Source organism: Agrobacterium salinitolerans, from assembly GCF_002008225.1.
In the GTDB taxonomy this organism is placed as follows: Bacteria; Pseudomonadota; Alphaproteobacteria; order Rhizobiales; family Rhizobiaceae; genus Agrobacterium; species Agrobacterium salinitolerans.
Genome location: NZ_MRDH01000003.1, coordinates 76,239 through 101,457, shown reverse-complemented (window position 1 = coordinate 101,457; position 25,219 = coordinate 76,239). Strand labels below are relative to the sequence as shown.

The 25,219-nt window shown below is 59.5% G+C and carries 26 protein-coding genes; 14 read left to right on the top strand and 12 right to left on the bottom strand.

Annotation, left to right across the window (positions count from 1 at the left end):
* Positions 1–99: 99 nt before the first annotated feature.
* A complete protein-coding gene (locus BS627_RS02325) occupies positions 100–3,249 on the bottom strand; it encodes an efflux RND transporter permease subunit (protein ID WP_077981704.1) in 3,150 nt (1,049 codons plus the stop codon).
* Positions 3,246–4,412 carry an efflux RND transporter periplasmic adaptor subunit gene (locus tag BS627_RS02320; protein ID WP_077981703.1) on the bottom strand — a complete coding sequence of 389 codons (1,167 nt, stop codon included), beginning with the start codon at positions 4,410–4,412 and terminating at the stop codon, positions 3,246–3,248. Before BS627_RS02320 ends, BS627_RS02325 begins: the two co-directional genes overlap by 4 nt.
* 239 nt (positions 4,413–4,651) lie before the next feature.
* Between BS627_RS02320 and BS627_RS02315 the strand changes: the two genes are divergently transcribed.
* The 3 genes from BS627_RS02315 (at position 4,652) to BS627_RS02305 (ending at position 8,555) form a co-directional block, all read left to right on the top strand.
* Positions 4,652–5,062, top strand: a complete 411-nt coding sequence (locus BS627_RS02315; protein WP_077981702.1) for a carboxymuconolactone decarboxylase family protein — start codon at positions 4,652–4,654, stop codon at positions 5,060–5,062.
* 101 nt (positions 5,063–5,163) lie between these two features.
* Entirely contained in the window at positions 5,164–7,638 is a 2,475-nt protein-coding gene (locus BS627_RS02310; RefSeq protein WP_077981701.1) for an ATP-dependent helicase, read from the top strand.
* 104 nt (positions 7,639–7,742) lie between these two features.
* Positions 7,743–8,555 (top strand): glycosyltransferase family 25 protein, encoded by an 813-nt coding sequence (locus BS627_RS02305; protein ID WP_077981700.1) that lies wholly within the window; start codon positions 7,743–7,745, stop codon positions 8,553–8,555.
* A gap of 193 nt (positions 8,556–8,748) precedes the next feature.
* Here BS627_RS02305 and betI read toward each other — a convergent pair whose 3' ends face one another.
* Positions 8,749–9,342 (bottom strand): choline-binding transcriptional repressor BetI, encoded by a 594-nt coding sequence (betI, locus tag BS627_RS02300; protein WP_077981774.1) that lies wholly within the window; start codon positions 9,340–9,342, stop codon positions 8,749–8,751.
* Positions 9,343–9,440: 98 nt separating this feature from the next.
* On the opposite strand from betI, the gene BS627_RS02295 reads away from it, so the two are divergent.
* The 4 genes from BS627_RS02295 (at position 9,441) to BS627_RS02280 (ending at position 12,240) form a co-directional block, all read left to right on the top strand.
* Positions 9,441–10,379: a choline ABC transporter substrate-binding protein gene (locus tag BS627_RS02295; protein WP_165691107.1), complete on the top strand. Its 939-nt coding sequence runs from the start codon at positions 9,441–9,443 to the stop codon at positions 10,377–10,379.
* Positions 10,376–11,239 carry an alpha/beta fold hydrolase gene (locus tag BS627_RS02290; protein WP_077981699.1) on the top strand — a complete coding sequence of 288 codons (864 nt, stop codon included), beginning with the start codon at positions 10,376–10,378 and terminating at the stop codon, positions 11,237–11,239. The genes BS627_RS02295 and BS627_RS02290 overlap by 4 nt, the downstream gene beginning before the upstream one ends.
* 96 nt (positions 11,240–11,335) lie before the next feature.
* A complete protein-coding gene (locus BS627_RS02285; RefSeq protein ID WP_077981772.1) occupies positions 11,336–11,818 on the top strand; it encodes a DMT family transporter in 483 nt (160 codons plus the stop codon).
* Positions 11,815–12,240, top strand: a complete 426-nt coding sequence (locus BS627_RS02280; protein WP_077981698.1) for a DMT family transporter — start codon at positions 11,815–11,817, stop codon at positions 12,238–12,240. Before BS627_RS02285 ends, BS627_RS02280 begins: the two co-directional genes overlap by 4 nt.
* Before the next feature lie 61 nt (positions 12,241–12,301).
* Here the strand turns inward: BS627_RS02280 and BS627_RS02275 are convergent, their stop codons facing one another.
* Positions 12,302–13,588: a DUF2778 domain-containing protein gene (locus BS627_RS02275; RefSeq protein ID WP_077981697.1), complete on the bottom strand. Its 1,287-nt coding sequence runs from the start codon at positions 13,586–13,588 to the stop codon at positions 12,302–12,304.
* Between the two features lie 458 nt (positions 13,589–14,046).
* Between BS627_RS02275 and pncA the strand changes: the two genes are divergently transcribed.
* Positions 14,047–14,673, top strand: a complete 627-nt coding sequence (gene pncA, locus BS627_RS02270) for a bifunctional nicotinamidase/pyrazinamidase (RefSeq protein WP_003522349.1) — start codon at positions 14,047–14,049, stop codon at positions 14,671–14,673.
* A 99-nt stretch (positions 14,674–14,772) separates the two neighbouring features.
* On the opposite strand, the gene BS627_RS02265 is transcribed toward pncA, so the two are convergent.
* A complete protein-coding gene (locus BS627_RS02265) occupies positions 14,773–15,009 on the bottom strand; it encodes a DUF2164 domain-containing protein (protein ID WP_077981696.1) in 237 nt (78 codons plus the stop codon).
* Between the two features lie 182 nt (positions 15,010–15,191).
* Between BS627_RS02265 and BS627_RS02260 the strand changes: the two genes are divergently transcribed.
* Together BS627_RS02260 and BS627_RS02255 are read left to right on the top strand one after the other, a co-directional pair.
* The gene (locus BS627_RS02260) at positions 15,192–15,914 is read left to right on the top strand and encodes an AzlC family ABC transporter permease (RefSeq protein WP_077981695.1); all 723 of its coding nucleotides are present in this window, start codon (positions 15,192–15,194) and stop codon (positions 15,912–15,914) included.
* The gene (locus BS627_RS02255; RefSeq protein ID WP_077981694.1) at positions 15,911–16,225 is read left to right on the top strand and encodes an AzlD family protein; all 315 of its coding nucleotides are present in this window, start codon (positions 15,911–15,913) and stop codon (positions 16,223–16,225) included. The genes BS627_RS02260 and BS627_RS02255 overlap by 4 nt, the downstream gene beginning before the upstream one ends.
* Here BS627_RS02255 and BS627_RS02250 read toward each other — a convergent pair.
* A complete protein-coding gene (locus tag BS627_RS02250; RefSeq protein ID WP_077981693.1) occupies positions 16,222–18,063 on the bottom strand; it encodes an aminopeptidase P family protein in 1,842 nt (613 codons plus the stop codon). The genes BS627_RS02255 and BS627_RS02250 overlap by 4 nt on opposite strands.
* A gap of 293 nt (positions 18,064–18,356) precedes the next feature.
* Here BS627_RS02250 and BS627_RS24435 point away from each other — a divergent pair, with 293 nt between their 5' ends.
* Entirely contained in the window at positions 18,357–18,530 is a 174-nt protein-coding gene (locus BS627_RS24435) for a hypothetical protein (RefSeq protein WP_003522343.1), read from the top strand.
* Between the two features lie 145 nt (positions 18,531–18,675).
* Here BS627_RS24435 and BS627_RS02240 read toward each other — a convergent pair whose 3' ends face one another.
* From BS627_RS02240 to BS627_RS02230, 3 genes are all read right to left on the bottom strand, one after another.
* A complete protein-coding gene (locus tag BS627_RS02240) occupies positions 18,676–19,554 on the bottom strand; it encodes a 50S ribosomal protein L11 methyltransferase (RefSeq protein WP_077981692.1) in 879 nt (292 codons plus the stop codon).
* Positions 19,555–19,634: 80 nt separating this feature from the next.
* Positions 19,635–20,243, bottom strand: coding sequence for a cytochrome oxidase assembly protein Sco (gene sco / locus BS627_RS02235; protein ID WP_077981691.1), 609 nt, complete (start codon positions 20,241–20,243; stop codon positions 19,635–19,637).
* 141 nt (positions 20,244–20,384) lie between these two features.
* Positions 20,385–20,543, bottom strand: a complete 159-nt coding sequence (locus tag BS627_RS02230; protein WP_244614207.1) for a hypothetical protein — start codon at positions 20,541–20,543, stop codon at positions 20,385–20,387.
* A gap of 225 nt (positions 20,544–20,768) precedes the next feature.
* On the opposite strand from BS627_RS02230, the gene BS627_RS02225 reads away from it, so the two are divergent.
* On the top strand, positions 20,769–21,236 hold the full coding sequence (locus tag BS627_RS02225) for a chemotaxis protein CheW (protein WP_004430791.1): 468 nt from the start codon (positions 20,769–20,771) through the stop codon (positions 21,234–21,236).
* Between the two features lie 35 nt (positions 21,237–21,271).
* On the opposite strand, the gene BS627_RS02220 is transcribed toward BS627_RS02225, so the two are convergent.
* Genes BS627_RS02220 through gcvA form a run of 3 tightly spaced genes read right to left on the bottom strand, consistent with a single transcriptional unit; the run spans position 21,272 to position 23,364 of the window.
* The gene (locus tag BS627_RS02220; protein WP_077981689.1) at positions 21,272–21,763 is read right to left on the bottom strand and encodes a CreA family protein; all 492 of its coding nucleotides are present in this window, start codon (positions 21,761–21,763) and stop codon (positions 21,272–21,274) included.
* Positions 21,764–21,809: 46 nt separating this feature from the next.
* Entirely contained in the window at positions 21,810–22,418 is a 609-nt protein-coding gene (locus tag BS627_RS02215) for a 3'-5' exonuclease (protein ID WP_077981770.1), read from the bottom strand.
* Positions 22,419–22,461: 43 nt separating this feature from the next.
* Positions 22,462–23,364 carry a transcriptional regulator GcvA gene (gene gcvA, locus BS627_RS02210; protein ID WP_077981688.1) on the bottom strand — a complete coding sequence of 301 codons (903 nt, stop codon included), beginning with the start codon at positions 23,362–23,364 and terminating at the stop codon, positions 22,462–22,464.
* Positions 23,365–23,561: 197 nt separating this feature from the next.
* On the opposite strand from gcvA, the gene BS627_RS02205 reads away from it, so the two are divergent.
* Together BS627_RS02205 and BS627_RS02200 are read left to right on the top strand one after the other, a co-directional pair.
* A complete protein-coding gene (locus tag BS627_RS02205) occupies positions 23,562–24,491 on the top strand; it encodes a DMT family transporter (RefSeq protein WP_165691106.1) in 930 nt (309 codons plus the stop codon).
* 193 nt (positions 24,492–24,684) lie between these two features.
* On the top strand, positions 24,685–25,218 hold the full coding sequence (locus tag BS627_RS02200; protein ID WP_077981687.1) for a GNAT family N-acetyltransferase: 534 nt from the start codon (positions 24,685–24,687) through the stop codon (positions 25,216–25,218).
* Position 25,219 lies beyond the last annotated feature (1 nt).

Below are 25,219 nucleotides of genomic sequence, written 5' to 3'. Positions count from 1 at the left end.
GGACTCGATCCGTTACGAAATTCCGTTGGGTGGTATGGGATAAGGTTAAGGCTTTGTCCAGCATCGCAATTGCGCCGGACGGTAATTGGCGGCACCCATTTACTCCGCAGCAAGCAGCGGCTTGTCCTCTTCCAGCGCCTTCCGACGTGCTGCAAGTTCCAGTTCACGGTGGAGGCGGATTTCCTCATCCGCCTGCGGTTTGGCGAAACGTGCAATCAGCAGGTAGGATACCGGGGTGATGTAAAGCGTCACCAGCGTCGCAAAACCCAGACCGCCGACGATGACCCAGCCGAGTGCGATGCGCGCTTCCGCCCCCGCACCCTGCGCCAGCACCAGCGGCACGCCACCCAAAATGGTCGCGATCATTGTCATCATGACCGGGCGCAGGCGGATGCTGGTGGCTTTTTCGATGGCTTCGCGCACGGTGGCGCCCTGGTCACGCAGATGGTTGGCGAATTCGACGATGAGAATGCCGTTCTTGGCCATGACGCCGACGAGCAGCACGAGACCGATCTGACTATAGACGTTGAGGCTCGATCCGGTGACCAGCAGCGCGATGACAGCGCAGGCAAGACCCAGCGGCACCGTGGACATGATGATGATCGAACTCAGCACACTTTCGAACTGCGCGGCCAGTACGAGGAAGATGATGGCGATAGCGAAACCGAAGGTCAGCAGCATGCCGCTCGAATTTTCCTCCAGCGTCGCCGCCTCACCGAGCGGCAGCAGACGCGCGCCTGGCGGCATCACGGATTGCGCAAGTTCGTTGACTTTTTGCAGCGCCTCGCCAAGCGAAACGCCGTCCTTCAGGTTGGCGGTAAAGCCGACGGAAGGAAGCTGCTGCTCGCGGTTGAGCTGCGGCGCAACCGCATTTTCCTTCAGCGTGGCGATCACCGACATCGGCACGATCTTGCCGTCGCCGGTTTTCAGAAAGACGTTTTCGAGATCGGTAGGGTCGTTGATCGGCCGCGTGGAAGACAGGAGGCGCACGGGGATCGCGTCGCCATCCACGAAGACATCCACAATCGAACGGCCTTCCAGCAGAGATTGCATCGCCCGTGACAGGCCGGTGATGTCGATGCCGAGATCGGACGCGCGCTCGCGGTCGATGGAGACGGATATCTGCGCCTGATTGGGCTCATTATCGAAACGCGGCGTTACGAAAAGGCCGCTCTCTTCCATCGAAAGCAACAGCTTCTGCGTCGCCTCTGTCAGCGCTGCGTAATTGCTGCCGACCATCGCCATTTGCAGGCCGTTGCCGGCACCACGAATGCGCAGGCTGTTCGGCTGCATGGCATTGCCGCGCAAAGCCGGAACCCCGTTGGCGGCGGAGGTCACGTCAGCGGCAATCTGGTTCTGCGTACGCTCACGATCGGCCCAGGGCGCCAGCGTCAACACCATGAAACCGGTATTGGAGGAACCGTTCATGCCGGTGATCGAATAGATATTGCGGATTTCCCCACTATCGCGCAGCGGCTGCAGATTTTCCTCGATCCGCTGCAACTGGTCGCGTGTATATTCGAGACTGACGCCCTGCGGCGCCGTGACCCGCATCATGATCGAAGAGCGGTCCTCGCGCGGCGTCAATTCGTTCTGGATCATGCCGAAGGCGATCCACGACAGGGCGGAAAAACCAAGCGCCACGACGATGACGATCAGCGGATTGTTGAGGCAGGCCGCAAGGGTCATCCGGTAGGTGGAGGCAAAGACATTGCCGAACCATGCCAAAGGCCCCGTCGGTTCCTTCAACCCCTCTTTCAGCATGCGTGAGGCGAGCATCGGACAGAGCGTCAGCGCCACGATGGAGGAAAGGCCGACGGCGAAGGCCAGGACAAAACCGAATTCGCGGAAAAGGCCGCCAAGCTGACCGGGCAGAAACGACAGCGGAATGAAGACGGCGGCAAGCGTCGCCGTCGTTGCCAGAACGGCAAAGAACACCTCCTGCGTGCCCAGAACGGCGGCGGCACGCGGCCCCATGCCTTCCGTCCGGCGGCGCACGATATTTTCCAGCACCACAATGGCATCGTCCACCACCAGACCCGTCGCCAGAACGATGGCGAGAAGCGTCAGGATATTGACCGAGAAACCAACCATATAGATGGCGACGATAGTGCCGATCAGCGCCACCGGCATGGTGATCGCGGGAATGAGCGTTGCGCGCCAGTCACGCAGGAAGAGATAAAGCACCACCACGACAATGATCGCCGAGAGCCCGAGCGCCAGCTCGACTTCATGCAAGGCGCCCTGGATGAAAACGGCGTCATCGCTGGTGACGACGATGTGCGTGCCTTCAGGCAGATTAGGCGTCATGGCGTCGACGGCCGCCTTGACACCGGATGAAATATTGAGCGTGTTGGACTGCGCCTGGCGGATGACGCCGAGGCCGACGCCCTGCACGCCGTTGGAACGCAAAGAGGTGGACTGGTCGTCCGCCCCCAGCATAACGGTTGCGACATCCCTGAGGCGGATATTGTTCTTGATGAGAAGATTGGAGAAGTCTTCAGGCGTCGTCAGGCTGGCCGTGGCGCGCACGACGATGTCCTGCGTCGTGCTTTTCAGCGATCCCGCCGGCACATCGAGGGCGGCGCTGGCAAGCGCGTTGGAAACATCCGTCACAGTCAGACCCCGGCTCGCCAATGCCGCCTGATTGAGATCCACCCGGAAAACCTTTTCCTGATCGCCGTAAAGCTCCACATCCGCCACGCCATCGACAGCGGCCAGACGGTCGATGATCTCGTCATCCACCAGCTTGGTCAGGTCTTCCATGCTGAGCGTGGACGAGGTGACGGCGAGACGCATGATCGGCTGGCTGTCGGAATCGGCCTTGATGATCTGCGGTTCGTCGGCATCGTCCGGCAACTGGTTGGTGACGCGGCCGATGGCGTCGCGCACATCGTTGGCGGCGACGGCCAGATCGACATTGTCGCCGAATTCCATCGTCACCCGGCTGGTGCCGAATTGCGAATTGGAAGAGATGGACTTCACGCCACTGACCCGCGCCACCGCACCTTCAATGGTCTGCGTCACTTCCTGATCGATAGTCTCGGGCGCCGCCCCCTCATAGGTGGTCCTGACACTGATGATTGGCCGGTCGACATCCGGCAATTCGCGGACTTCGACGCCAACCAGAGCTGCGAGACCGGCAACGACCAGCAGCGTGTTGAGAACCGCTGCCAGGATCGGCCGGCGCACGAACAATGCCGTGAAGGTGAGCTTGGAATCCTTAACCGGGGGCGGCTGGGTCGTCATTGGCTGGCAACCTCCTCGGGCTTGGGCTGATTACCGACGCGGACCGCGCCCCCTTCGCGCACACGCTGCAGGCCCTCAATCACGACAGGCTCACCATCCGCCAGCTCCGCCTTGACCAGAACGGCATCAGGATTGCGCTGCACGATCTGCACCCGCACCTTGTTCGATTTATTATCGGCCACACGCCAGACATAGGAGCCTTGCGCATCCCACTGCACGGCCAGCGGGTCGACCGAGGCATAGGTTTCCCCGGCAAACCGCATGGTGACGCCGAAGGACATGCCTGCCCTCAGCTCGTCCTTCTCATTGCCGAACTTCGCCCGGATGCGGATTGTGCGGCTCGCCTCGTCGACGCGGTTGTCGACGGCCTCGACCTCACCCTTGAAGGTCTCACCCGGCCGGGAAATCGACGTCGCCTCTACCGGCATGCCGACCTCGATCGCGGTTGCGAACCGCTCAGGAGCCCAGAAATTGACGAGAATTTCGGACCGGTCGTCGATGCTGACGATGGTTGACTGCGTGGTGACGTTATCGCCTATATTGGCGGCGACGATACCCGCCACACCCTCTATCGGCGCAACGATGTCGCGGCGCTTGAGATTGAGTTCGGCAGTGCTCAAGGCAAGCTTGGCGGCTTCCTCGGCAATCTGCGCATCCAGTACATCGAGGCGGGAAACGGATTTCAGGTTCTTGTAGGAATTGGATTTTTCAACGGCGCTGCGCAGTGCCACCTGCGCCTTGTCGCGCTCGATCACCTGCTCTTCATCGTCGAGCCTTGCCAGCACCTGCCCTTTCACGACACGCGCGCCGGACGATGTGCGAATTTCGGAAAGCGTGCCGGAAGCCTGCGGCATGACGACAACCGACTGGATCGCCTCGCCATTGCCGATGGCGTTCAAACGGTCATTGACCGTGCCTTTCTTCACCGGGGCCGTCACCACCAGTGTGGCGCTGCCGTTGCGGCGCGCACCGCCGGCATTCTGCCCTGTGGACGCACCGGCCGCCGGGCCGCCGGTTGCGGCGACTTCAATCGCCCCGGCAGGCGTTTTGCCAAGCCCCATGCTGGCGAGCAGATTGCGGGCTTCGGGCGAATAGAAGCCCCAGAGACAGAGCCCCGCTCCGACCACGGCAACACTGACACCCACCTGTTTCCACACCCGCATATACTTCTCCGGTTGATCCACGCAGCATAAAGCATTCCCGCGAACACTCGTTCCGGGACAGAAACACTATTCCCGCTTGGCTAAGGCAAGGCAACGCACAAATCCGTTCCTTACGTAATTGTAATTTGGGCGCAAATGCCGCCCGGAGCAGCCAATCCGCAATCCATCCGTGCATTCCTGTCGCAAATATCCACCATTGGGCTAATCTGCCCCCCGAGACGCCATAACCGGAGTAAGCGATGAGCACCGTGACGAAGACCGAAAACCCGGAAACCGATCCTCGCGTCAAAGCGGTGTTCGATGACATCCGCGCCACCCGCAAATCGGATTTCATCAACAATATGTGGCTCTACCTCGCCTTCGATGCCGATCTGCTTGAAAAGACATGGGGTGAGGTCAAGGCGGTGATGGCGACACCTTCGGCGCTCGATCCCGTCGTGAAGGAAATGCTTTACATTGCCGTTTCCGTCACCAATGGCTGTTCCTATTGCGCCCATTCCCACACGGCCGCCGCCAAAGCCAGGGGCATGACGACAGATCAGCATGCCGATTTACTGCGCGTCATCGCGCTTGCCGCCAAGACCAACCAGCTTGCGGTCGCGCTGCAAGTGCCCGTTGACGCCGCTTTCGACGCCGACAGACAGGCGTGATGCGAAAAAATGCCTTGGAATGGGCGTTTTGACTGATGATACCGGAATAAAAGCAGAACACGGTTCTGGCCTTTATATCCCGAATCACTACATTGGGCCGCATGAGCAACAGTTTTGACGATATGCCGTTCTTCGATGAGGAACCCGCCGCACCGCGCAGGGCAACGAACAACGCCGGTGCGGAAAGCGGCGGCGGGCTTGGCATTGCCGCCCGCGCCATGGCGGCGCGCGATCAGACGCGTGCTGCACCCGACTATCTTTCCGGCCTCAACCCGGAACAGCGCGATGCCGTGGAAACGCTGGACGGACCCGTTCTCGTCCTCGCCGGCGCCGGCACCGGCAAGACCCGCGTTCTGACCACCCGCATCGCCCATATTCTCGCGACCGGCCGGGCCTATCCGAGCCAGATTCTTGCCGTGACCTTTACCAACAAGGCTGCCCGCGAGATGAAGGAACGTATCGGCGTTCTCGTCGGTGGCGCGGTCGAGGGCATGCCCTGGCTCGGCACCTTCCACTCCATCGGAGTCAAGCTGTTGCGGCGTCACGCCGAACTCGTCGGCCTGAAATCGGATTTCACCATCCTCGATACGGACGACGTGGTGCGGCTGATCAAGCAGCTCATTCAGGCCGAAGGTCTTGATGACAAGCGCTGGCCGGCAAAACAGTTCGCCGGCATGATCGACGGCTGGAAGAACAAGGGCCTGACGCCGCCGGATATTCCTGAAGGGGACAGCCGCGCCTTCGCAAATGGCAAAGGTCGTGAACTTTACACCGCCTATCAGAACCGCCTGAAAACGCTGAACGCCTGCGACTTCGGCGACCTTCTGATGCACCCGATCAGTATCTTCCGCCGCCACACGGATATTCTGAAGGAGTATCACCAGAAATTCCGTTACATTCTGGTGGACGAATATCAGGACACCAATACGGCGCAATATATGTGGCTCAGGCTTCTCGCCCAGCGCGCCAAGGGCGAGCCGCAGAATGTCTGCTGCGTGGGTGACGACGACCAGTCGATCTATGGCTGGCGCGGTGCGGAAGTGGACAATATCCTGCGTTTCGACAAGGATTTTCCCGGCGCCAAGGTGATCAAGCTGGAGCGCAACTACCGTTCCACCGAGCATATTCTCGGCGCTGCCGGCCATCTGATCGCCCACAACGAGGGCCGTCTCGGCAAGACGCTGTTTACTGAGCGCAGCAGCCCTGACGATGAAAAGGTCGTGGTGCACGCAGCCTGGGATTCCGAAGAGGAAGCCCGCGCGGTGGGCGAGGAAATCGAACAGCTACAGCGCAAGAACCACAAGCTGAACGACATGGCGATCCTCGTTCGCGCTTCCTTCCAGATGCGCGAATTCGAAGACCGTTTCGTCACGCTCGGCCTCAATTACCGCGTCATCGGCGGCCCGCGCTTTTATGAGCGTCTCGAAATCCGCGATGCCATGGCCTATTTCCGCCTCGTCTGCCAGCCGGCCGACGATCTGGCCTTCGAGCGGATCGTCAACACGCCGAAACGCGGCCTTGGTGACACGACCATCCGCAACCTGCACGACTATGCCCGCGCCCGCGATATTCCGATGCTGGCGGCCGCGGCCGATATCATCGAAACCGACGAGCTGAAGCCGAAGGCGCGCAAGGCGCTGTTCGATGTGGTGCAGGATTTCCGCCGCTGGCAGGGCCTCTTGGAAAACACCGAACACACCACGCTTGCCGAGCAGATTCTCGACGAAAGCGGCTATACCGCCATGTGGCAGGCCGACAAGACGGCAGAAGCCCCCGGACGCCTTGAGAACCTGAAGGAACTCATCCGCTCGATGGAAGCCTTTGAAAGCATGCGCGGATTCCTCGAGCATGTCGCACTCGTGATGGATGCCGAGCAAAACGAAAATCTCGATGCCGTCTCCATCATGACGCTGCACTCCGCCAAGGGTCTGGAATTCGACACCGTCTTCCTGCCCGGCTGGGAAGAAGGCCTGTTCCCGCACCAGCGGGCGCTGGACGAAGGCGGGCGCTCCGGTCTTGAGGAAGAACGTCGCCTTGCCTATGTCGGTATCACCCGTGCCAAGAAACTCTGCCATATCTGGTTCGTGTCGAACCGGCGCATTCACGGGCTGTGGCAATCCACCCTGCCCTCGCGTTTCCTCGATGAATTGCCGCCCGCCCATGTGGATGTCGCGGCATCCGATAGCAATTACGGCGGTTATGGCGGACGTGGCGGCTACGGCCAGTCGCGCTTCGACAAGGCCGATCCCTTCACTAACAACTACTCCACCCCCGGCTGGAAGCGCGCGCAGCAGAACCGCAGCGACGCCACCCGCGACAATTGGGGCACCCGCTCCGGCCATGCGGTGGAACGGATCGGTTATGGCGAAAGCGGCCCGCGCACCCGCACTATAGATGGCGAACTGGTGGCCAAATCCGTGGCTGACAAGCCCTCGAAATTCTTCGTCGGCGACCGCGTTTTCCACATCAAGTTCGGCAATGGCAATATTTCCGCCATCGAGGGCAACAAGCTGACCATCGACTTCGATCGCGCCGGCCAGAAGCGCGTGCTGGATGGATTTGTGGAAAAGGTTTGATTCGACAACCATGAATGCCCGCGGACCGCTTTTTCCATAGCCCACATCATTCTGTTGCAATAAAGGAGTTGCAATGGAGACATGAAAACCGGGCGAGGACTGCTTTGCATATATTACCAAAAAGCCAGCGCAAGCTTGCGGTTTTCCTGATCAATATGGACAGCGCTACAAAGCGCCTTGCCGACATGAACGCCCGCCTCGACGCCATGGGGCTGAAAGCGGAGCGTGTGCCCGGCGTCAATGGCAGGGAACTGAATTACCCCATCCCGGAATTCAGTGAGCTCTCCTACATGCTGATGCATGGCCGTCGCACCTCGCCGCCGGAAATCGGCTGTTATCTCAGCCATGTCGCCTGCGCCAATAAATTCATGGCGGGCGATGCCGATATCGCGCTCATCCTTGAGGATGACGTGGTCTTCGACGATGATTTTCTCAACGCCATCGACGAGGCGGTGTTGAACGGCGGTGACTGGGATTTGCTACGGCTCACGACGGTCAGCAATGGCCGGAAATTTCCGTTCCGCCCGCTTTCCAACGGTCGCTCTCTCGCCATTGCGCTCACACGGGAAAAAGGATCGGGAGCCTATCTCGTCAACCGCCGCGCCGGAAAATGGATATCGAAGCTGATCCCCATGCGGCTCGCCTATGACATCGCATTCGATCTGGAATATCTAGCGGGGCTGAAGGCGGCCTTCCTCTACCCGCTCTGCGCGACGCAGGATGCGGACGGGGAGAGCCAGATCCAGAATAATCTGCGCATCTACCGCCTGCCGCGCTGGCGCTATTTCACCGTTTTGCCCTATCGCGCCTATCTGGAAACCAGCCGATTCCTGTTGCGCGGCATTCGCTTCGCCGTCGCCAAGGCGCGCGTTGCACTTGAAGGCAGAAAGCGAAAGACCTTACCCGCCGGCCATTGACCCGCCGGATCAGGCCTCTCCGGGCGTGAAGCCGATGAGATAAACCGCCGCGACCACGGCTGCGAGAATAAAAAGCGAAATGACGAAAATCGTCATCCTGTTCAATGGTTTGCGTGTCGTTTTCTTCATGCCGGAATAATGCGGAAGACGAAGGCTGGTTCCATCACAGCTCTTGCCTTTGGCACGGCGAGCCTTAGACGGCCGATTCCGGGTTTGGTAATCTGTGTGACAGGTAGTCATGCATTTGGGCCATCGCCTCCTCTCTCGACAGCCCTCCAGATTGCAGACCAGACCGCAGCCATAGCCCGTCGATCAGCGTGGTGATGCCCAGCGCGACGGGCTCACAGTCCTCTTGCGGCAAGAGATGCCTTAGTGCGGAGAGCAGATTCGAGCGCATGCGCGCATGGATCACCTTCTGGATGCGCGCAAGCTGCGGCTCGCGGGGAATCTCAGCGCACAGTGAAAGCCAGGCATGGCAGATCGATGGCTGGAAAAAGCTCTCGTCGAAATTGCCTTCGATAATCGCGTCAAGTCTTTCACGAGGACTGGAGGCGCGTTTGAGGCGTGCAACGACGACCTCCGCCAACTTCAAATTGGCCTCCCGCATCGCATGTTCGAACAGTTCCTGCTTGCTGGCGAAATAATGCAGCACGATTCCTTTGGAGGCGCCGGCTTGTGCCGCGACCCTCTCGAGCGTCGCCCCCGCCATCCCCTCTTTCTGCAGCACTTCAAACGCCGCGCGTCTCAGTTCGGCGCGGCGAATATCGCTTATTTTAGTGAGTCGCATTTCGATCTCCTTGCAAAAGCACATTGACAAATTTTCCGGAAAGATCAAATATTGTCCCACCGGTCAATTTAGTAACCGCTAAGATAAAAGGTTGCCTCATGAGAAGATGGGTGGAGTTTTTTTCGGCGGCGGCATTTATTGCGGCGGGACAAAGCGCCGCTTTCGCGGCTGATCCGCAAGCCTGCAAAATCGTGCGCATGGCCGAACCAGGGTGGAATGACCTCGCCTTCACGACCGGTATAGCCACTACGCTTTTGAAGGCTTTGGGTTACGAGCCGCAAAGCCAGTTGCTCGGAATTGACGTCATCTACACCAGTCTGAAGACCAGGGACCTCGACGTTTTCCTCGGTTACTGGGATCCGGCGATGGTCAATTATTACAAGCCCTACAAGGAAGATGGATCGGTCGAAAAAGTCCGCACCAACCTCGTGGGCGCCAAGTACACCTTCGCCGTGCCGGCCTATGCCTGGGAGGCCGGCGTCAGGGACTTCACCGACCTGCAGAAATTTGCCGACAAGTTCGACAGAAAACTCTACGGCATCGAACCCGGTTCGAACCAGTTGATGCTGGACGCCGTCAACGATCCGTCGCTCGGCCTCAAAGACTGGGAGGTCGTTGAATCCAGCGAACAGGGCATGCTTTCCCAGGTAGCGCGCTTTAGCCGCAACAGGTCTTTCATCGTCTTCCAGGGCTGGGCGCCGCACCCGATGAACAGCAAATTCGACATGAAATATCTGACGGGCGGCGACAAATTCTATGGACCCAACTTTGGTGCGGCCACCGTCGATACCCAGGTCCGCAAAGGGTATACGCAGGAATGCCCCAATGTAGCCAAGCTGCTCCAAAACCTGGAATTTGATGTCGAATACGAAAATAAGGGCATGGACCTGATCATGAACGGCGGCCTGTCGCCGGAGGACGCGGCGGCACAGACGCTCAAGGCGGAACCGCAACGGCTTGAGACATGGTTGAAAGACGTGTCCACCTTTGACGGTCAGAACGGTCTTGCAGCCATCAAGGCGGATCTCGGCCTATGACGTCGGTTTATCTTGACGATTGGGAAAAGCGCAAACGTTACATAGAGTTGCCGCGCAAGCGCCGACTGTCCTTTATAGACACCGGCGGCCCCGGCCCGGTGCTGTTGATGCTGCACGGGTTTTCCGACACCAGCCGCAGCTTTTCTGTCCTCGAACCGTATTTCCAGGAATACCGGCTGATTGCTCCTGACCTACCCGGCCACGGTGCATCCTCCTTGGGTCACGGTTTTCACGTCTCGGACTTCGCGGAAACGATAGATCACTTCCTGACGCTCATGGGCATCTCGCGCTTCTTTCTGCTTGGCCATTCCATGGGTGCGATGACGTCAATCGAACTGGCCTCCCGGCGGCCCCATTCCATCCGCGCGCTCACTCTGATCTCGGGTACGCTGGAACCCGACTTCGGTGCCGAAAGCAGGCTTTCCAGGGATATTCTTGCGCTGCGCGATCCAATCAAGCCGGCCGACGGTTTCCTAAGTGACTGGTATTCCTGCTGCCATCCCGTTAGCGACGAATTCCTCTCCTTCATGAAGCGGGACGCGGCAAATATGCCCGCATCGACATGGCATGGCGTTTTGAAGGCCTTCGGAGAAACGAACCTGCACCACAGCGCATCCAAAATAAATGCACCGATACTTTGCCTTTCCGGTTCTGAAGACCCTCTGTTCGACGAAACCCATCAGCGGCAACTCACCGAGGCGTTTCCCACCGCGCAAAGCGTGACGCTACCGGGCCATGGCCACAATCCACATTGGGAAGACCCGAAATGTGTTTCCGCATTGATTACAGAGTTCCTCGCCGAAGTGATGACAGACGCCATCCCGGTTCGCAGCGTTGAGGCATCCGCTCGGGGGAGCTGACGCTCTCCGTATGAATTCAGGAAACATGGAGAATTCGATTTCGCTTGCGGCGCCGATGCGATAACGCTTCCGAGCGTGAACAAAATTCGGCCGGCCATGACAAACACGACGCATCCTCGCCTCAACCCGCTACATCTCACCGCCGCCTTCGCAAGCGGCTGTCTTTTGACATTGATGGTGCATTTCAACGGTCAGCTTGCCCATTACGGCAATGCGCTGTTTTCGTCCTGGACAGCGCATGGCACCGGCACGGTGGCAGCGCTGATCTATCTCGCCATCATGCGTCCGAAGAAAGACGCCGGCGTGGCAGAAAAACCGAAAGCGCCGTTATGGGCCTATTGCGGCGGGGTCGTGGGTGCGGCCATCGTCATTCTCACCTCCACCGCCGTCAATTCGCCTTTGGCGCTCTCCGGCACCATTGCGCTCGGGCTTGGCGGACAGGTGATTTTCAGCCTGCTGGCTGATCTCTTCGGCCTGTTCGGCCTGCCCAAAAGAAAGCCGGACCTGCGGGACATGGCGGCGGTAGCGCTCATTCTCTGCGGCAGCGCGCTTATCATCCTTGTCGGGAGAACGACATGATCGCCTGGATCGCCATGGCTTTTACCGGCGGCGTCTTCGTGGCGCTGAGCCGCCAGATCAACGGCCGCCTCAGCCTGTCAAACTCGCCGCTCATCGCGTCGTTCTGGAACCATATCGTCGGTTTCGCCGTGCTGACGGTCATCGGCCTCATCGTCGGCGGCCTCATTCCGCCGGGCGCAGCCGATGCGCCCTGGCTTGCCTTTATCGGCGGGCCTATCGGCGTCGTCTTCATCGCTTCGGGAAGCTGGCTCATTCCGCGCATCGGTGCGGTCAATACCGCCCTTCTGGTCATCAGCGGCCAGATGGTTTCAGGCGTGGTTCTCGATCTTTTCGGCGACCATCCGCCGAAACTCTGGGCAAGCGCACTCGGCATCCTGCTCATCATCGCCGGTATGGTGCTGACACAGCGGCGCGGCCGCTAGAGCATTTCCAACAGAAGTCGCAACGGCTCTACGCCCGGAGAATGCACAGAATCACGAAAGCTCAGGAATTGCTGTCGCGCGAGAACATGCCGAGCAATGTCTTGCCGCCGCTTTTACCGCCGCTGCTCGCAAGTGTCGGGCGGTTGCCGTTCAACTTCGGCACCACGACCATGCGCTTGACTTCGCCACGCTTGAAGGCCGCCAGAAAGCGCGGGTAATCGCGAAATACCACGCAGCCATTCGATTCGCCGCGTTTCGCCAGCATGTAGGTATGCGCCAGAAGACCGTCACGGCCATGCGGGTTAACACCGTTTTCGGGCGTCAGGCGAATGGCTTCAACGCCGTGGAACCGCGCCTCGCGCATCGTCAGACGATAGCTGGAAGGCGGCGTCGAGCCGCGCATCTTCACATGCACGTAATCGGGATTGTCGCGCATTTTGCCAATGCCGGAATGCGCTTCGAGCTTCTCGCCATTCGGCATATGCACGATACCGGAGGAAATATCGTAGATCGCCGTGCCGTTGCCGCGATCCGGCCACGGAACCGCATCCATCTTGCTCGGTTCACGTATCGGATTGTCAGGCTTCGCAAAAGCGAGCATGGCGCCGGTGCTCTGCTTCGGCGGCGCAGGCGCCCTCAGGGGAACCGGCGCATCGAAAGCCGGTGCCGAAGCAACGGCCGGACCATGTTCATCGGTCTTGGACGGTGCCGCGGGACGCGGTGACGGTTCAACGGTCTGAGCCGTCGCAACCTCGGGACGGAAGCTTGGCAGCGGCACATCATCGGGCAGCAGGCTGCTTGCCTCTTCCTCGATCTGCGGCCGCGCCAGCGCCACTTCAAATGCCGGATGCTGCGGAACGGCGCCCTGATAGGCAACCTCGGAGGTGCGACCCAGCGCCGAATCGACGATCGCCGACGGCTTGAGCGCGGCAAGCTGCGTCACCGTCGCCTGCCCTTTTGCATTGGCAGCCGCGCCAAAGCGCTCGCCGAATTCCTTCGCACCGATCTCGGGCAGGATGCCGGCGAGGCGAACCGCCTTCTGCTGGCCATGGCTGTGGTCGCTCAAACGGGAAAACTTGCGCACGTGAATATCCCGCCCGGCCGCGTGGGCAATTGCCGTCTCAGTGGAAGCGAATCGCGTCACCAGCGTCTTTTCAAACTGCCCGACACCATGCGAAGCGGCAGCCATGCTGTGCAGCGAGGCGAAGGCAGCAAAGGCGAAAAGGCTGGCAAAGGCGCCGCCGCCGAGAAGAGCGGACATTCGGCCGAACGAAAAGGATTTGCCTCTTTTGACGGAATACGAACCGGCAAGACCGGCGCCATTATAGGCCGCAGCAGAAAACGCCATGATACTCGTTACTCGAACCGTTCACGCACACCCGGCCGACGCCGGAGGGATTTTTGGACATCCGAAGGGCGGGCAAACACCACGCCGGTTTCGGAACTGACTGGTTCGAAGCATGACCAATTATGGTAACCAAAGTGTTTACGAGTCCCTGCAAAAATATTTCGTTAAGGTCTGCACATTGGAAGGCGAAGGCAAAACAATGACTTGCGCGGGTACTGCGTGCATCCGCACGGCATCGTCCCGGAAAACGCCCCTCAAAAGGGGCGTCATCGGCCCAAAAAATTTCCGCCGCCGCATTTTCAGGTAAGTTCCGACTTGGCCAGAAATTTGCTGCAAATGCGGCAGGACTGCGACAAGGCAAACAGCTGGCCGACGCACTTGTGGCGGCCGGATGGGTCGAAAGGGACTTGATCCGTCAAAGCCGGCTTGGCATCCTGCCCTGAAAAGGGAGGCACATCATGAAGGCGCTGCTGCTCATCGATATCCAGAACGGTTTTTGCCCGGGCGGAAATCTGGCCGTTGCCGATGGCGACAGGGTCGTACCCATCGCCAATGCCCTGATCGACAATGGCGGCTACGATCTCATCGTCGCCTCACAGGACTGGCACCCGGAAAATCACGGCAGCTTCGCGTCTCAGCATCCCGGCAAGAAACCCTTCGACATGGGTGAACTCTCCGGCAAACCGCAGATGATGTGGCCGGACCATTGCGTGCAGGGCACGCCGGATGCAGAATTCCACCCTGACCTCAAAACGGACGCCTTCGATTATATTCAGCAGAAGGGCGAAAACCCCGCCGTCGACAGCTATTCCGCCTTTCGCGACAATGACCAGGGCGCGACGACGGGACTGGCGGACTATCTGAGCCGTCAGGGTGTCACACAACTCGACGTGTGCGGCCTTGCCACCGATTATTGCGTCAGTTTTTCGGTGCTCGATGCCCTCGACATGCTGCCTGGTGTGAATGTCCGTTTTATAGAAGATGCCAGCCGCGGCATCGATCCGCAGGGCATCAAGGCCGCGATTTCGACGATGCGGGAAAAAGGCGCGGCCATTCTCAAAAGCCGCGACATTTTGCGGGACTAGGGCCCGTCGGGTTCAAAAACCGAACGCTACCGGACAGGGCGGATCCCTTACTCCCCCTCCCGCCTGTGACGAGCACAGGGATGAGGAAGGAGAGCGCCATTAGCGCGGCTTCGGCTTCTCCAGCACGTCGATATCGCCTGCCGCATCCTCAAGGCGTCTCAAGATCGCGGCATGTGCATCCCTAAGCCCCTCATTATAAAAAACATGCCCCAGCTCCTCGGCCAGAAAATCCACAAAGATTTCCGCCTGCAGCTGGCCGATCTCGGCTTCGGTCTCCCGGGCGAGATAAGCCCTGATGCGTGCGGCCAGATCGGCCTTGTCCTGCTTTTCCAGCATCGATCTTCCATCGTCTGACTATTGAGGGATACGGCAGGAAGGCGGTGAATCCGTCCGTCCGGCACCGGCCATATCGGGCGTTACCGTACCGGAAGCTTCAAGTTAATCAATCGATCCATTCATGCAATTCGTTTGCCAGCCGGACGGGACGGCGATAGAGCGGCGGCAAGGAGTTTCCAGACATGTTCAATGCAGATTTTCGCGAGGGATTGAAGAGCGGTTTCCCGATCGCCCTCTCCGCCGCCCCTTTCGGTGCGCTGTTTGGCGCGGTCGCAGTCGATAACGGGCTTAGCGTCACCGAAGCCACGATCATGAGCGGCACCGTCTATGCGGGCGCGAGCCAGCTCGTCGGTATCGAATTGTTCGGCCAGAAGGTTGCCCCCTGGCTGATCGTTCTATCTGTCTTCGCCGTCAATTTCCGCCATATCCTCTATTCCGCCGCCATTGCCCGGATGATCTCGAACTGGTCTTTCCTGCAAAAAGCTGCGGGCTTCTTCGTGCTGGTCGATCCGCAATTCGCCGAATCGGTCAGAAAATACGAAAATACCGGCACGGTCGGCTTTTCCTGGTACATGGGCTTTGCAGCGCCGGTCTATGTGCTGTGGCTGGCCATGACCATTCTCGGCGCATCGCTCGGCAATATGGTCGGCGATCCGAAAGCCATCGGGCTTGATGTGCTTTTGCCGATCTATTTCATGGGCATGGTCTTAAGCTTCCGCCAACGGGAGAATTTCTATCCGGTCATGCTGGCAAGCGCTGCCGGCGCGACGGTCGCCTATCATTTCGTCGGTTCGCCCTGGCATGTCAGCCTCGGCGCGGTTGCCGGAATTGTCGTTGCGGTCCTCTATCCGCCGAAACCAAACGGTGAAGCGGCCAATCCCGAAAGCAAGGCGGACACACCATGAGCGACATGCTGCACGCCGATACGATGATCCTGATCGCGCTCGCCGCCATCGCCACCTATCTCACCCGTATCGGCGGTTATGTGCTGATGACACGGATGAAATCCATCCCGCCGCGCATGGAGGCGGGATTGAACGCAGTTCCCGTGGCGGTTTTGACCACGCTCGTCGCACCCGCCTTTTTCGAAGGCGGATACGAGGTGAAGATCGGCATGGTGGCAGCGCTTCTGGTCTGCCTGCGCTTTCCCGGTCTGACGATGCTCGCCATCGGCTGGGCGATCGTCATCGCGATCAGGCATTTCGGGCTGCTTTAAGCGACCCGCTCCAACGGCTTCGTGGCGGCAACGAGCCAGGCTTTCACCTCCTCATCGGTGATGAGCGGCGAGAGCTTCTCCAGAACCTCGGCGTGGTAGGCGTTCAGCCAGCCGAGTTCCTCGTCAGTCAGTAGGGACACGACGACAAGCCTGTTGTCGATAGGGCACCAGGTCAGCGTCTCGAAGGAGAACATCGGCTGGTCACCGCCGGCCACCTCTTCCGCCTCGCGCACATAGATCAGGTTCTCGATGCGGATGCCGAAAGCACCGGGGCGGTAATAGCCCGGCTCGTTGGACAGGATCATGCCCGGCAGCAGCTCCTGCGTCGAAAGCCTTGCAATGCGCTGCGGCCCCTCATGCACGGAGAGATAGGAGCCGACACCGTGGCCGGTGCCGTGGGCATAATCTACCCCCGCCTTCCAGAGCGCGATGCGCGCCAGCGGATCGAGATCGCAACCGCGCGTTCCCTTCGGAAACCGTGCGGTGCTGATACCGATCATGCCCTTCAGCACCAGTGTGAAGAAACGCTTCTGCTCTTCCGGGACGGCGCCGATTGCAATGGTACGGGTGATGTCCGTAGTGCCGTTGACATATTGGGCGCCAGAATCGACGAGGAACATCTCCCCCTCCGCAAGTGTGCGGTCGGTATCGGTGGTGACGCGGTAATGGATGATGGCGGCATGTTCGCCGGCGCCTGAAATCGTATCGAAAGACACGTCTTTCAGCGGGTTTTGCAGCCCCTGCCCCACCTTGACCCGAGCGGCTTCCAGCGCCTTGACGGCGGCGATTTCGGTGACGCTGCCCGGCTGCTGGCGGTCCAGCCAGCAGAGATATTCGACCATGGCCGCGCCGTCCTGCACGTGGGCGGCTGCCGAGCCGGCCAGCTCCGCCTTGTTCTTGCGCGCGCGCGGCAGGCGAACGGGATCGGCCTCCTCGATCAGAGAGCCGCCCGCCGCCGTGATTGCGCCGGTCAGCGCCACCGGGGTCAGGTCCGCATCCACCATGACGCGGCCCTTGGCGCTTGCAATGGCATGCAGACGGTCAGCGATCTTCGACGGCGCCAATTGTGTCGCGAGTTGCGCCAGATAGGCCTCGGTCTCGATGCCCGTCTTGCGCTTGTCGAGAAAAATATCCGCCCTGCCGTCGGCATAGATGATGGCGCGGGCGAGCGGATGCGGCGTGTGCGGCACGTCGTTGCCGCGAAGATTGAAAATCCAGGCGATGGAGGATGGATCGGTAACCAGCAGGGCGTCCGCGCCCTTTGCCGAGACCGTCTCCGCCAGCGAGGCGATCTTTTCTTTCGCCAGCCTGCCAGTAAAGGCCTCTGGCTGGATAACGACGGGCTCCAGCGGCTCGGAGGGACGGTCCTGCCAAAGGGCATCGAGCGGATTCTTTTCCAGGAGAACGACCGAACCGCCCTTGCCGGCAAGCGCCTTTTCCAGCCGCTTCAACTCCGCGCCGGTGTGCAGCCACGGATCGATGCCGAGCCGGAAACCTTGTGGAGCATGTTCGGCGAGCCAGACGGAGGGCGGCGCGCCAACCAGATCGCCGCCGCTGAAGATCGATTGATCGACCTGCGACTTGAGCTGCGTCGTATAACGGCCATCGACAAAAACCACCGCCTCCGTGCGCGTCACCAGCGCAATGCCGGCGGAACCGGTAAAGCCGGTAAGCCAGGACAGGCGCTCGGCACACTCCGGCACATATTCCCCCTGATATTCATCGGCGCGCGGCACCAGAAAACCGTCGATGCCAAGGGCATCGAAACCGGCGCGCAGCGTCTCGACGCGGGCCTTGCCAAATTGCGGCGCGGATTTGTTTTCGAAGGTCTGGAACATGGGCGTCTTTCGGGAACTGTCATGAGAAAAGCAGCAAGGTTGCGCCGTCAAATCATTGGCGCGCAACGACAATGCCACGCGGACAAAGCCGGTTTCAAGCCATATATGACAGATCGGATTGCGGCGACAAATTGTGCATATTTGGCGAAATAAGTAATACTCTAGACGAAGCGACATGCATCAGACGCATATCTAACCTGACATATCCCCTCTAACTAAACAAAAACACATCGCTTATCTTCAGATCAACACAGCGAGAGAGACACTCTCCTGGCAAACAAGGATTTGAAGCAATGGCAAAATCTTTCCTCCGCACCGCCTTCGATCGCGTTGTTGAAGCACGCGAGCGTCAGGTCAGCCGCCATGTCAACGCCGCCCTTCTGAACCTCGACGACAAGTCGCTGGAAGCGCTCGGCATGAACCGCGCCGATCTGCGTCGCAAGGCAAAGTCCAGCTACGTATTCTGATGACATCAGGCGCGGCGATCCTCCCTCCACCGCGCCGAACAGGAATACGTCGACCCGCTTGAGCAAGCTCCTCCCATGCTCGCGGGTTTCCAGGCGGCGCGAAAGCGCCGCCTTTTCTTTTGCCCGAAAGGATGCTGCTGAAGCTTCAGTCCTTGCGCAGATGCAGCGTCACCCAGCCATTGCGCCAGATGGTGCGGACATGCGAAAGCCTTGCGCCATTATAGGCTGAAAGCACCTTCCAGCGCTGCGAGGCGAGAATGCCCGACAGGATGACGGTGCCGCCGGGCGCCAGATGCGTGACAAGCTGCGGCGCCATCTTGATGAGCGGCCGCGCCAGAATATTGGCAATGATGAGATCGAACGGACCATGCTTGCGGAAGGCATCCGAGTGGAAACCCGGTGCGGTCTCCAGCGCCATCCCGGACACGATGCCGTTCAGCCGCACATTTTCCTTCGCCACCTTCACGGCGATGGGATCGATATCCGTCGCAAGCACGGGAATGGGACGCATCTTGCGCACAGCAATTGCCAGAACGCCGCTGCCAGTGCCGAGATCCAGCGCATTGCGCACGGTCCGCGCCCGCAGAACCTCCTCAATCATCTCAAGGCAACCTGCCGTCGTGCCGTGGTGGCCTGTGCCAAAAGCCTGGCCCGCCTCGATTTCAATCGCCAGATCGTTCGCCTGCACCTTGTCGCGATCATGCGCGCCATGCACGATGAAGCGCCCCGCCCGAACCGGCTTCAGCCCCTCGAGAGACTTGGCGATCCAGTCGACATCGGGAACGGTCTCCTTCTCGATGACGAGACCGGGAAATGCGGGAGCAAGCAGCGCGCTGACGCGCTCGCGGAACTCCTCTTCCTGATCGGCCATCAGATAAACCGAAGCTTCCCAGATATCGCGCTTCTCATCCACCTCGGTGGTGGCGATCGCGACATCCTCCTCGCCGAAATAGTCCGACATGAGATCGAGGATTTCACCCGCCTGGATTTCGGTCGTGGTGACGTAAAGTCGGATTTCGCTCACGGCGGGCTGCTTTCTCTGGCTAATAGTTCTGCGTCTGCCTTTGCCACAAAACCGCAGTCAGTCCAATAAGCTGCGCGTAATTAAACCTTCGTACCCTTCAGAAGATTCTGAAGTTTCTGCTCGGCGACGTCAGGGTTTTCGCCATAAGCGATCGTTCCTGCAAAGCGGCCGTTGGCATCAAGCAGGATCACGGACGCCGTGTGATCCATGGTGTAATCGCCATTCGGATCCTTCTCGTCCACCGGTACCTTCTTGGCATAGATGCGGTAGCCCTTCAGAGTCTCGGCAATCTTGTCGGCCGGGCCGGTGATGCCGGTGATCCGCTTCGAGACATTGGAGACATATTGCTGCATGATCTCAGGTGTATCGCGCTCGGGATCGACGGAGACGAAATAGGCCTGCAGCTTGTCGCCGGCCGGGTCCACCTTCTCCATCCAGCCGTTCAGTTCGAAAAGGGTTGTCGGGCAGACTTCCGGGCAATGGGTGAAGCCGAAGAACAGCGCTGTCGGCTTTCCCTGGAACGCCTTTTCGGTGATCGGCTGGCCATTTTGCGCCGTGAGTTGGAAGGGCACGCCATAGGCCGTCTCGACCATCTGCTCCCGGGTTTTCGTCATTTCGATCGTCAACCAGCTGACGACGCCGGCGAGAACGAGCACGACGGCCCACAATACGATGCGAATATTTCTCATTGTCCAATCCTACCCCGAAAGCCGGCGGCATGTCGCTGGCCCTGACAGACAGATAACGAAAGGCGACCGGGACGGCAAATCAACTGGGCGTATTTGCGGGAACCGCGCTGATTTGTCACAAATCCGCAGCCGGAAAGCACGTCACAGACACCATGCGATGCCGCTCTGCACCGTGGAAAGGAAAATATCCGTGCCGTGCCGCACCCAGCCGTCAAAGGCAAGAAGCACGACGGCAAGCGAGGCCAAAGCGGCAAGACTAGCCAGAATAAACTTCAGCGGCTGGGAAACGAGCGCGTTCATATGCCGATCATAACCTGTTTTCGTGGGCGCGAAAACCGCCAAAATACTGGGTTTTGCCGGCGGGGCAGCCGCAATTGTTAGGGAAAGTTTAAAATCTTGCTGTGCATTATGACCGTAGCGGTTTTCAAGCCTCGACATGATGTCTCCCGGTCAATTCTCCGGCCACCGCATAAAGCTCAATCCTGCGCGGGCCTGTTAGAGAGCCATCAGAGGAAACCTGCCGTCATGTCCAACGCCATAAAGCAATCCGGCGCATATCTCGAAATCGTTTCCTTCCACCTGAGCGATCAGGAATTCTGCATCGACATCATGGCGATCCGCGAAATCCGCGGCTGGGCGCCGGTTACCCCGATGCCGCACACCCCGCCCTATGTTCTCGGCCTCATCAACCTGCGCGGCGCCGTCATTCCCGTCATCGACATGGCCGGCCGCCTCGGCATGAAAATGACCGAACCGTCCGAGCGCTCCGCTATCATCGTCACCGATATCGGCGGCAAGCTGGTCGGCCTTCTGGTGGAACAGGTCTCCGACATGATGACCATCCGCTCCGAAGACCTGCAGCCCGCGCCCGATATCATTCCGGAAGAGCAGCGCAGCTTCTGCCGCGGCATCGTGGCGCTGGAAAAGAGCATGGTCTGCTTCCTCAACCTCGACACAGTGATTGCGGACGAGTTGGCACGCGAAGCAGCCTGATCCAGGCATCTATAGCGCAACTGCGAGGGCGAGCCTTACGGCTTGCCCTTTTGCCATGTGACCTGCTGGTTATAGAGCGGCACCGTGGAAATCGCCATCTTGGCCGAACCGTCGGTCAGCTCCCGCGCATGCACCAGATAGATCAGTGTGTCATTCCCCTTGTCATAGACGCGGCTGACGACGAGCTTCTTCCAAACCAGCGACATGCCCTGCCGGAACACCTCTTCTCCGCCCTTCGACAGATCGATGTCGCCGATCTCAACCGGTCCCGTCTGGCTGCAGGAAATGGCGTTGTTGGAAGGGTCTTCGAACCAGTTTCCGTTCTTCAACCGGTCGATCACACCGCGGTCGAAATAGGTAACGTGGCAGGTCACACCCTTGATCTTCGGATCGGCAATCGCCTCGATGACGATGTCGTTGCCAATCCAGTCGACACCGACCTCACCGACCACCTGCGAATGCGCCGCTGTCACTGGAAGCAACGCCAGAAAGCCCGCAAACAAACCCGACAGAGTTTTCTTCGTCATCGCATCTTCTCCGTTACGCTGCTTCAAACATAGGTGGAAGCCGCCGTTACGCAACCCGGGAGACGGTGCGTTTTTTCATGCTGCAGGGCTGGTAGCCGGTGGCGGTGAGACGCCCCGCGACCATGCCGATCTTTTCCGGAAGGTCGCGAACATGGGCAACGCGAAGCGCCTTGGCGGCGGCAATAGACGCGGCCGCGCAGACGACGGCGTCTTCGGCGGCATTGTGATGCACGAAACGCAGCTGGAGATGGTGGGCGATGACATTCAGCTTGTGCGACGCCAGATTGGGCCAGACATGCCGGGCGATCTTGACGCTGCATAGATAAGAAAGATCGGGATAGGACTGCCGGTATTTATCGAAGGACGCCCGCATGACGCTGAAATCGAAGGCGGCATTATGGGCGATCATGGTGGCGCCGTAGAAGTCGTCGATGAACTCCTCCATCACCTCAGGGAATTCCGGCGCGTCCTCGACATCGTCAGGGCGAATCCCGTGCACGGCAATGTTGAAGGACGAAAACCGCATGTCCTTTGGCCGGATGAGACGCTCCTCGACGCGAACGATCTCGCCGTCCTCTATCCACGCAAGCCCGACGGAGCAGGCACTGCCCCGTTCCTCATTGGCGGTCTCGAAATCGATGGCGATTGTTTTCAAGAGTGATTCCCGTTGTTTCATTCCGGCATAAACCGGATTGACATCAAAGAGAACCGGCCTCGGCTGACCGCGCTTCCAAAAGCATCCAGTCGATGAGCGTCACCAGATCGGGATTATCGAGCATACGCCTGGGATAAACGAGGAAATAGGCAAGCGTACTGGCCATATCCTTGCCGAAGGGCGCGATCAATGCACCTTCCGCAAGCTCGCGGGAAACCAGCGAGCGCCGGGTCAGTGCAATACCATGCCCGGCCTTGGCCGCATCCAGCGCGCCGTTGCTGTCGATGAAGACGGTGCCGCCGGAGGCATCCACATCCGATGCTCCCGCCGCCTCCAGCCAGCGCCGCCATTCATTGCGGTTCTCATCGTGCAGGAGCGGAATGGATTTCAGGTCCCCCGCTTCCTGAAGCGGTCCATATTTTTCCAGAAGTTGCGGCGCACACACCGGCAGGGTGCTGTCATCAATGAAGCGGATGCTCTCCAGCCCTTCATACCGACCAAACCCGTGCCGTACCGCCAGATCGACATCGTCCCTCGAAAAATCCACCAATCGGTTCGTCACGCTGATGCGGACATCCACCTGCGGGTATTGCTGCTGAAAAGCAGGCAGTCGCGGCATCAGCCACTGCACGGCGAAAGTCGGCGTGCAGCTCAGCGTGAGCACCGTGATTTCGGAACGCGCCGTCAGTTCCGCCGTCGCCTCGCGCATCATCCGGAAGGCGGTGCGAAGCGCGCCGTAATAACGCTCCCCCTCACGCGTCAGCTGAATGCTGCGCGGCTTGCGGAAAAACAATTGCACGCCAAGCCGCGCCTCCAGCTCCCGGATTTGCAGGCTGACCGCGCCGGGTGTGACGTTCAGCTCGTTGGAGGCGAGCGTGACACTGCGATACCGCGCTGCGGCCTCGAAGGCCTGCAACCCTTTCAAAGAAGGAAGTTCGGCTACCATGGTTTAGGTCACCTCAATTATCACACGAGAAACAATCGTTTGAAAAAACCATAAAACAAGGAGTAGATAGACGCAATAAGACCTGAAACGCATTAAAAACCACCCATCTTCGACTTGAGGTAAACTCAATCAATATCGGGTGGATGGCGGCCATCCCGCCTGCGATCATGTCCATATTCAAGCTTCGGGAGACGACGATGGCGATACAGAAACAGATGGATGCCGGTGAATGGGCGATGCTTGTCGCGCTTTCGCTTCTGTGGGGCGGATCGTTCTTTTTCATCGGTGTTGCGGTCAAGGAATTGCCGCCCGTCACCATCGTCACGCTGCGTGTCAGCCTGGCGGCGATCGCGCTTCTGATCGTCTGCCGCATCATGGGCCTTCACCTGCCGCGTGAATGGGCGGTGTGGCGTGCCTTTTTCGGCATGGGCCTGCTCAACAACATCATCCCCTTCTGCCTGATCGTCTGGGGCCAGACCCAGATCGCCAGCGGACTTGCCTCGATCCTCAACGCCACGACGCCGCTCTTCACCGTCATCGTCGCCCATTTTTTGACCGCCGACGAGAAGATGACCGGCAACAAGCTGACCGGGGTCGTGATCGGCTTTGCCGGCGTGGCGACCATGATCGGCCCGGCCGCCTTCACCGGCTCATCCGGCCTCTGGGGCCAGATCGCCATTCTCGGCGCCGCCGTCTCCTATTCCTTCGCGGGCATCTTCGGTCGCCGTTTCAAGGCCATGGGCGTACCGCCGCTGATGACCGCCACCGGCCAGATCTCCTCCTCAACACTGATGCTCATCCCGGCCGCCCTCCTTATCGATAAACCATGGATGCTGGCCATGCCGGGCCTCGGAACGTGGGGCGCGCTTGTCGGCATCGCCCTCCTGTCGACAGCGCTCGCTTACCTGATCTTCTTCCGCATCCTCGCCAGCGCCGGCGCCACCAACCTCGCTCTCGTCACCTTCCTCATTCCCGTCAGCGCCATCCTGCTCGGCTCGCTCCTCCTCGGCGAGCAACTGGAAATAAAGCACTTCGCTGGCATGGCGATGATCGCCGCCGGTCTTGCGGCGATCGACGGCAGGCTGCCGGCAAAACTCCGAAGACTGTTGCGCAACGCGCCCGCTTGACAGGAACACGGGGCAAAAGCATTCTGCACGCATGATCGCAACGAAGCAGAATACCACCCCTCGCCATACCATCACCGGCCATTCGGCAGGGAAAGGTGTGTCGTCGCGTTAAGCGATCCATTTTTACCCTGCCAAGAGAGCAGGGTTCGCAAACCTGCTCCCCACACGCCCCAATACGCCCAAGGAGACAGGCATGCAGAACTTGAAATTTGCCGATAATGAAGATTCGCAATTCAGCTTGAACGAAGTCGTCCTGCGTGCGGCGCGCCTGGACGATGCCGAAGCCTTGACCGAAATGTTCAACCTGCCTGGCGTCCGTCACGGCACGCTTCGACAGCCGTTTCAGTCCGTTGAAAAGACACGGAAATCGATGGAAAACCGCGGCCCGAACGATATCGCCATCGTTGCCGAATGGCGAGGAAAGATCGTTGCCAATTCTGGACTGTTTCGCAGGGCGGGAAGGCAGTCCCACATTGCCGATCTTGTGATCAGTGTTCACGACGATTTTGCCGGTAAAGGAGTGGGATCACACCTTCTCGCAGCGCTGATAGATACCGCCGACAATTGGCACGACATCAAGCGGATCGAACTCAATGTTTTCACCGACAATCTCCCGGCAATCAGGCTTTACGAGAAATTCGGTTTCGAACGCGAAGGCACCCTTCGCAACGACGCCTACCGCGATGGAAAATACGTCGATGCTCACGTGATGGCACGTCTTAGATAGG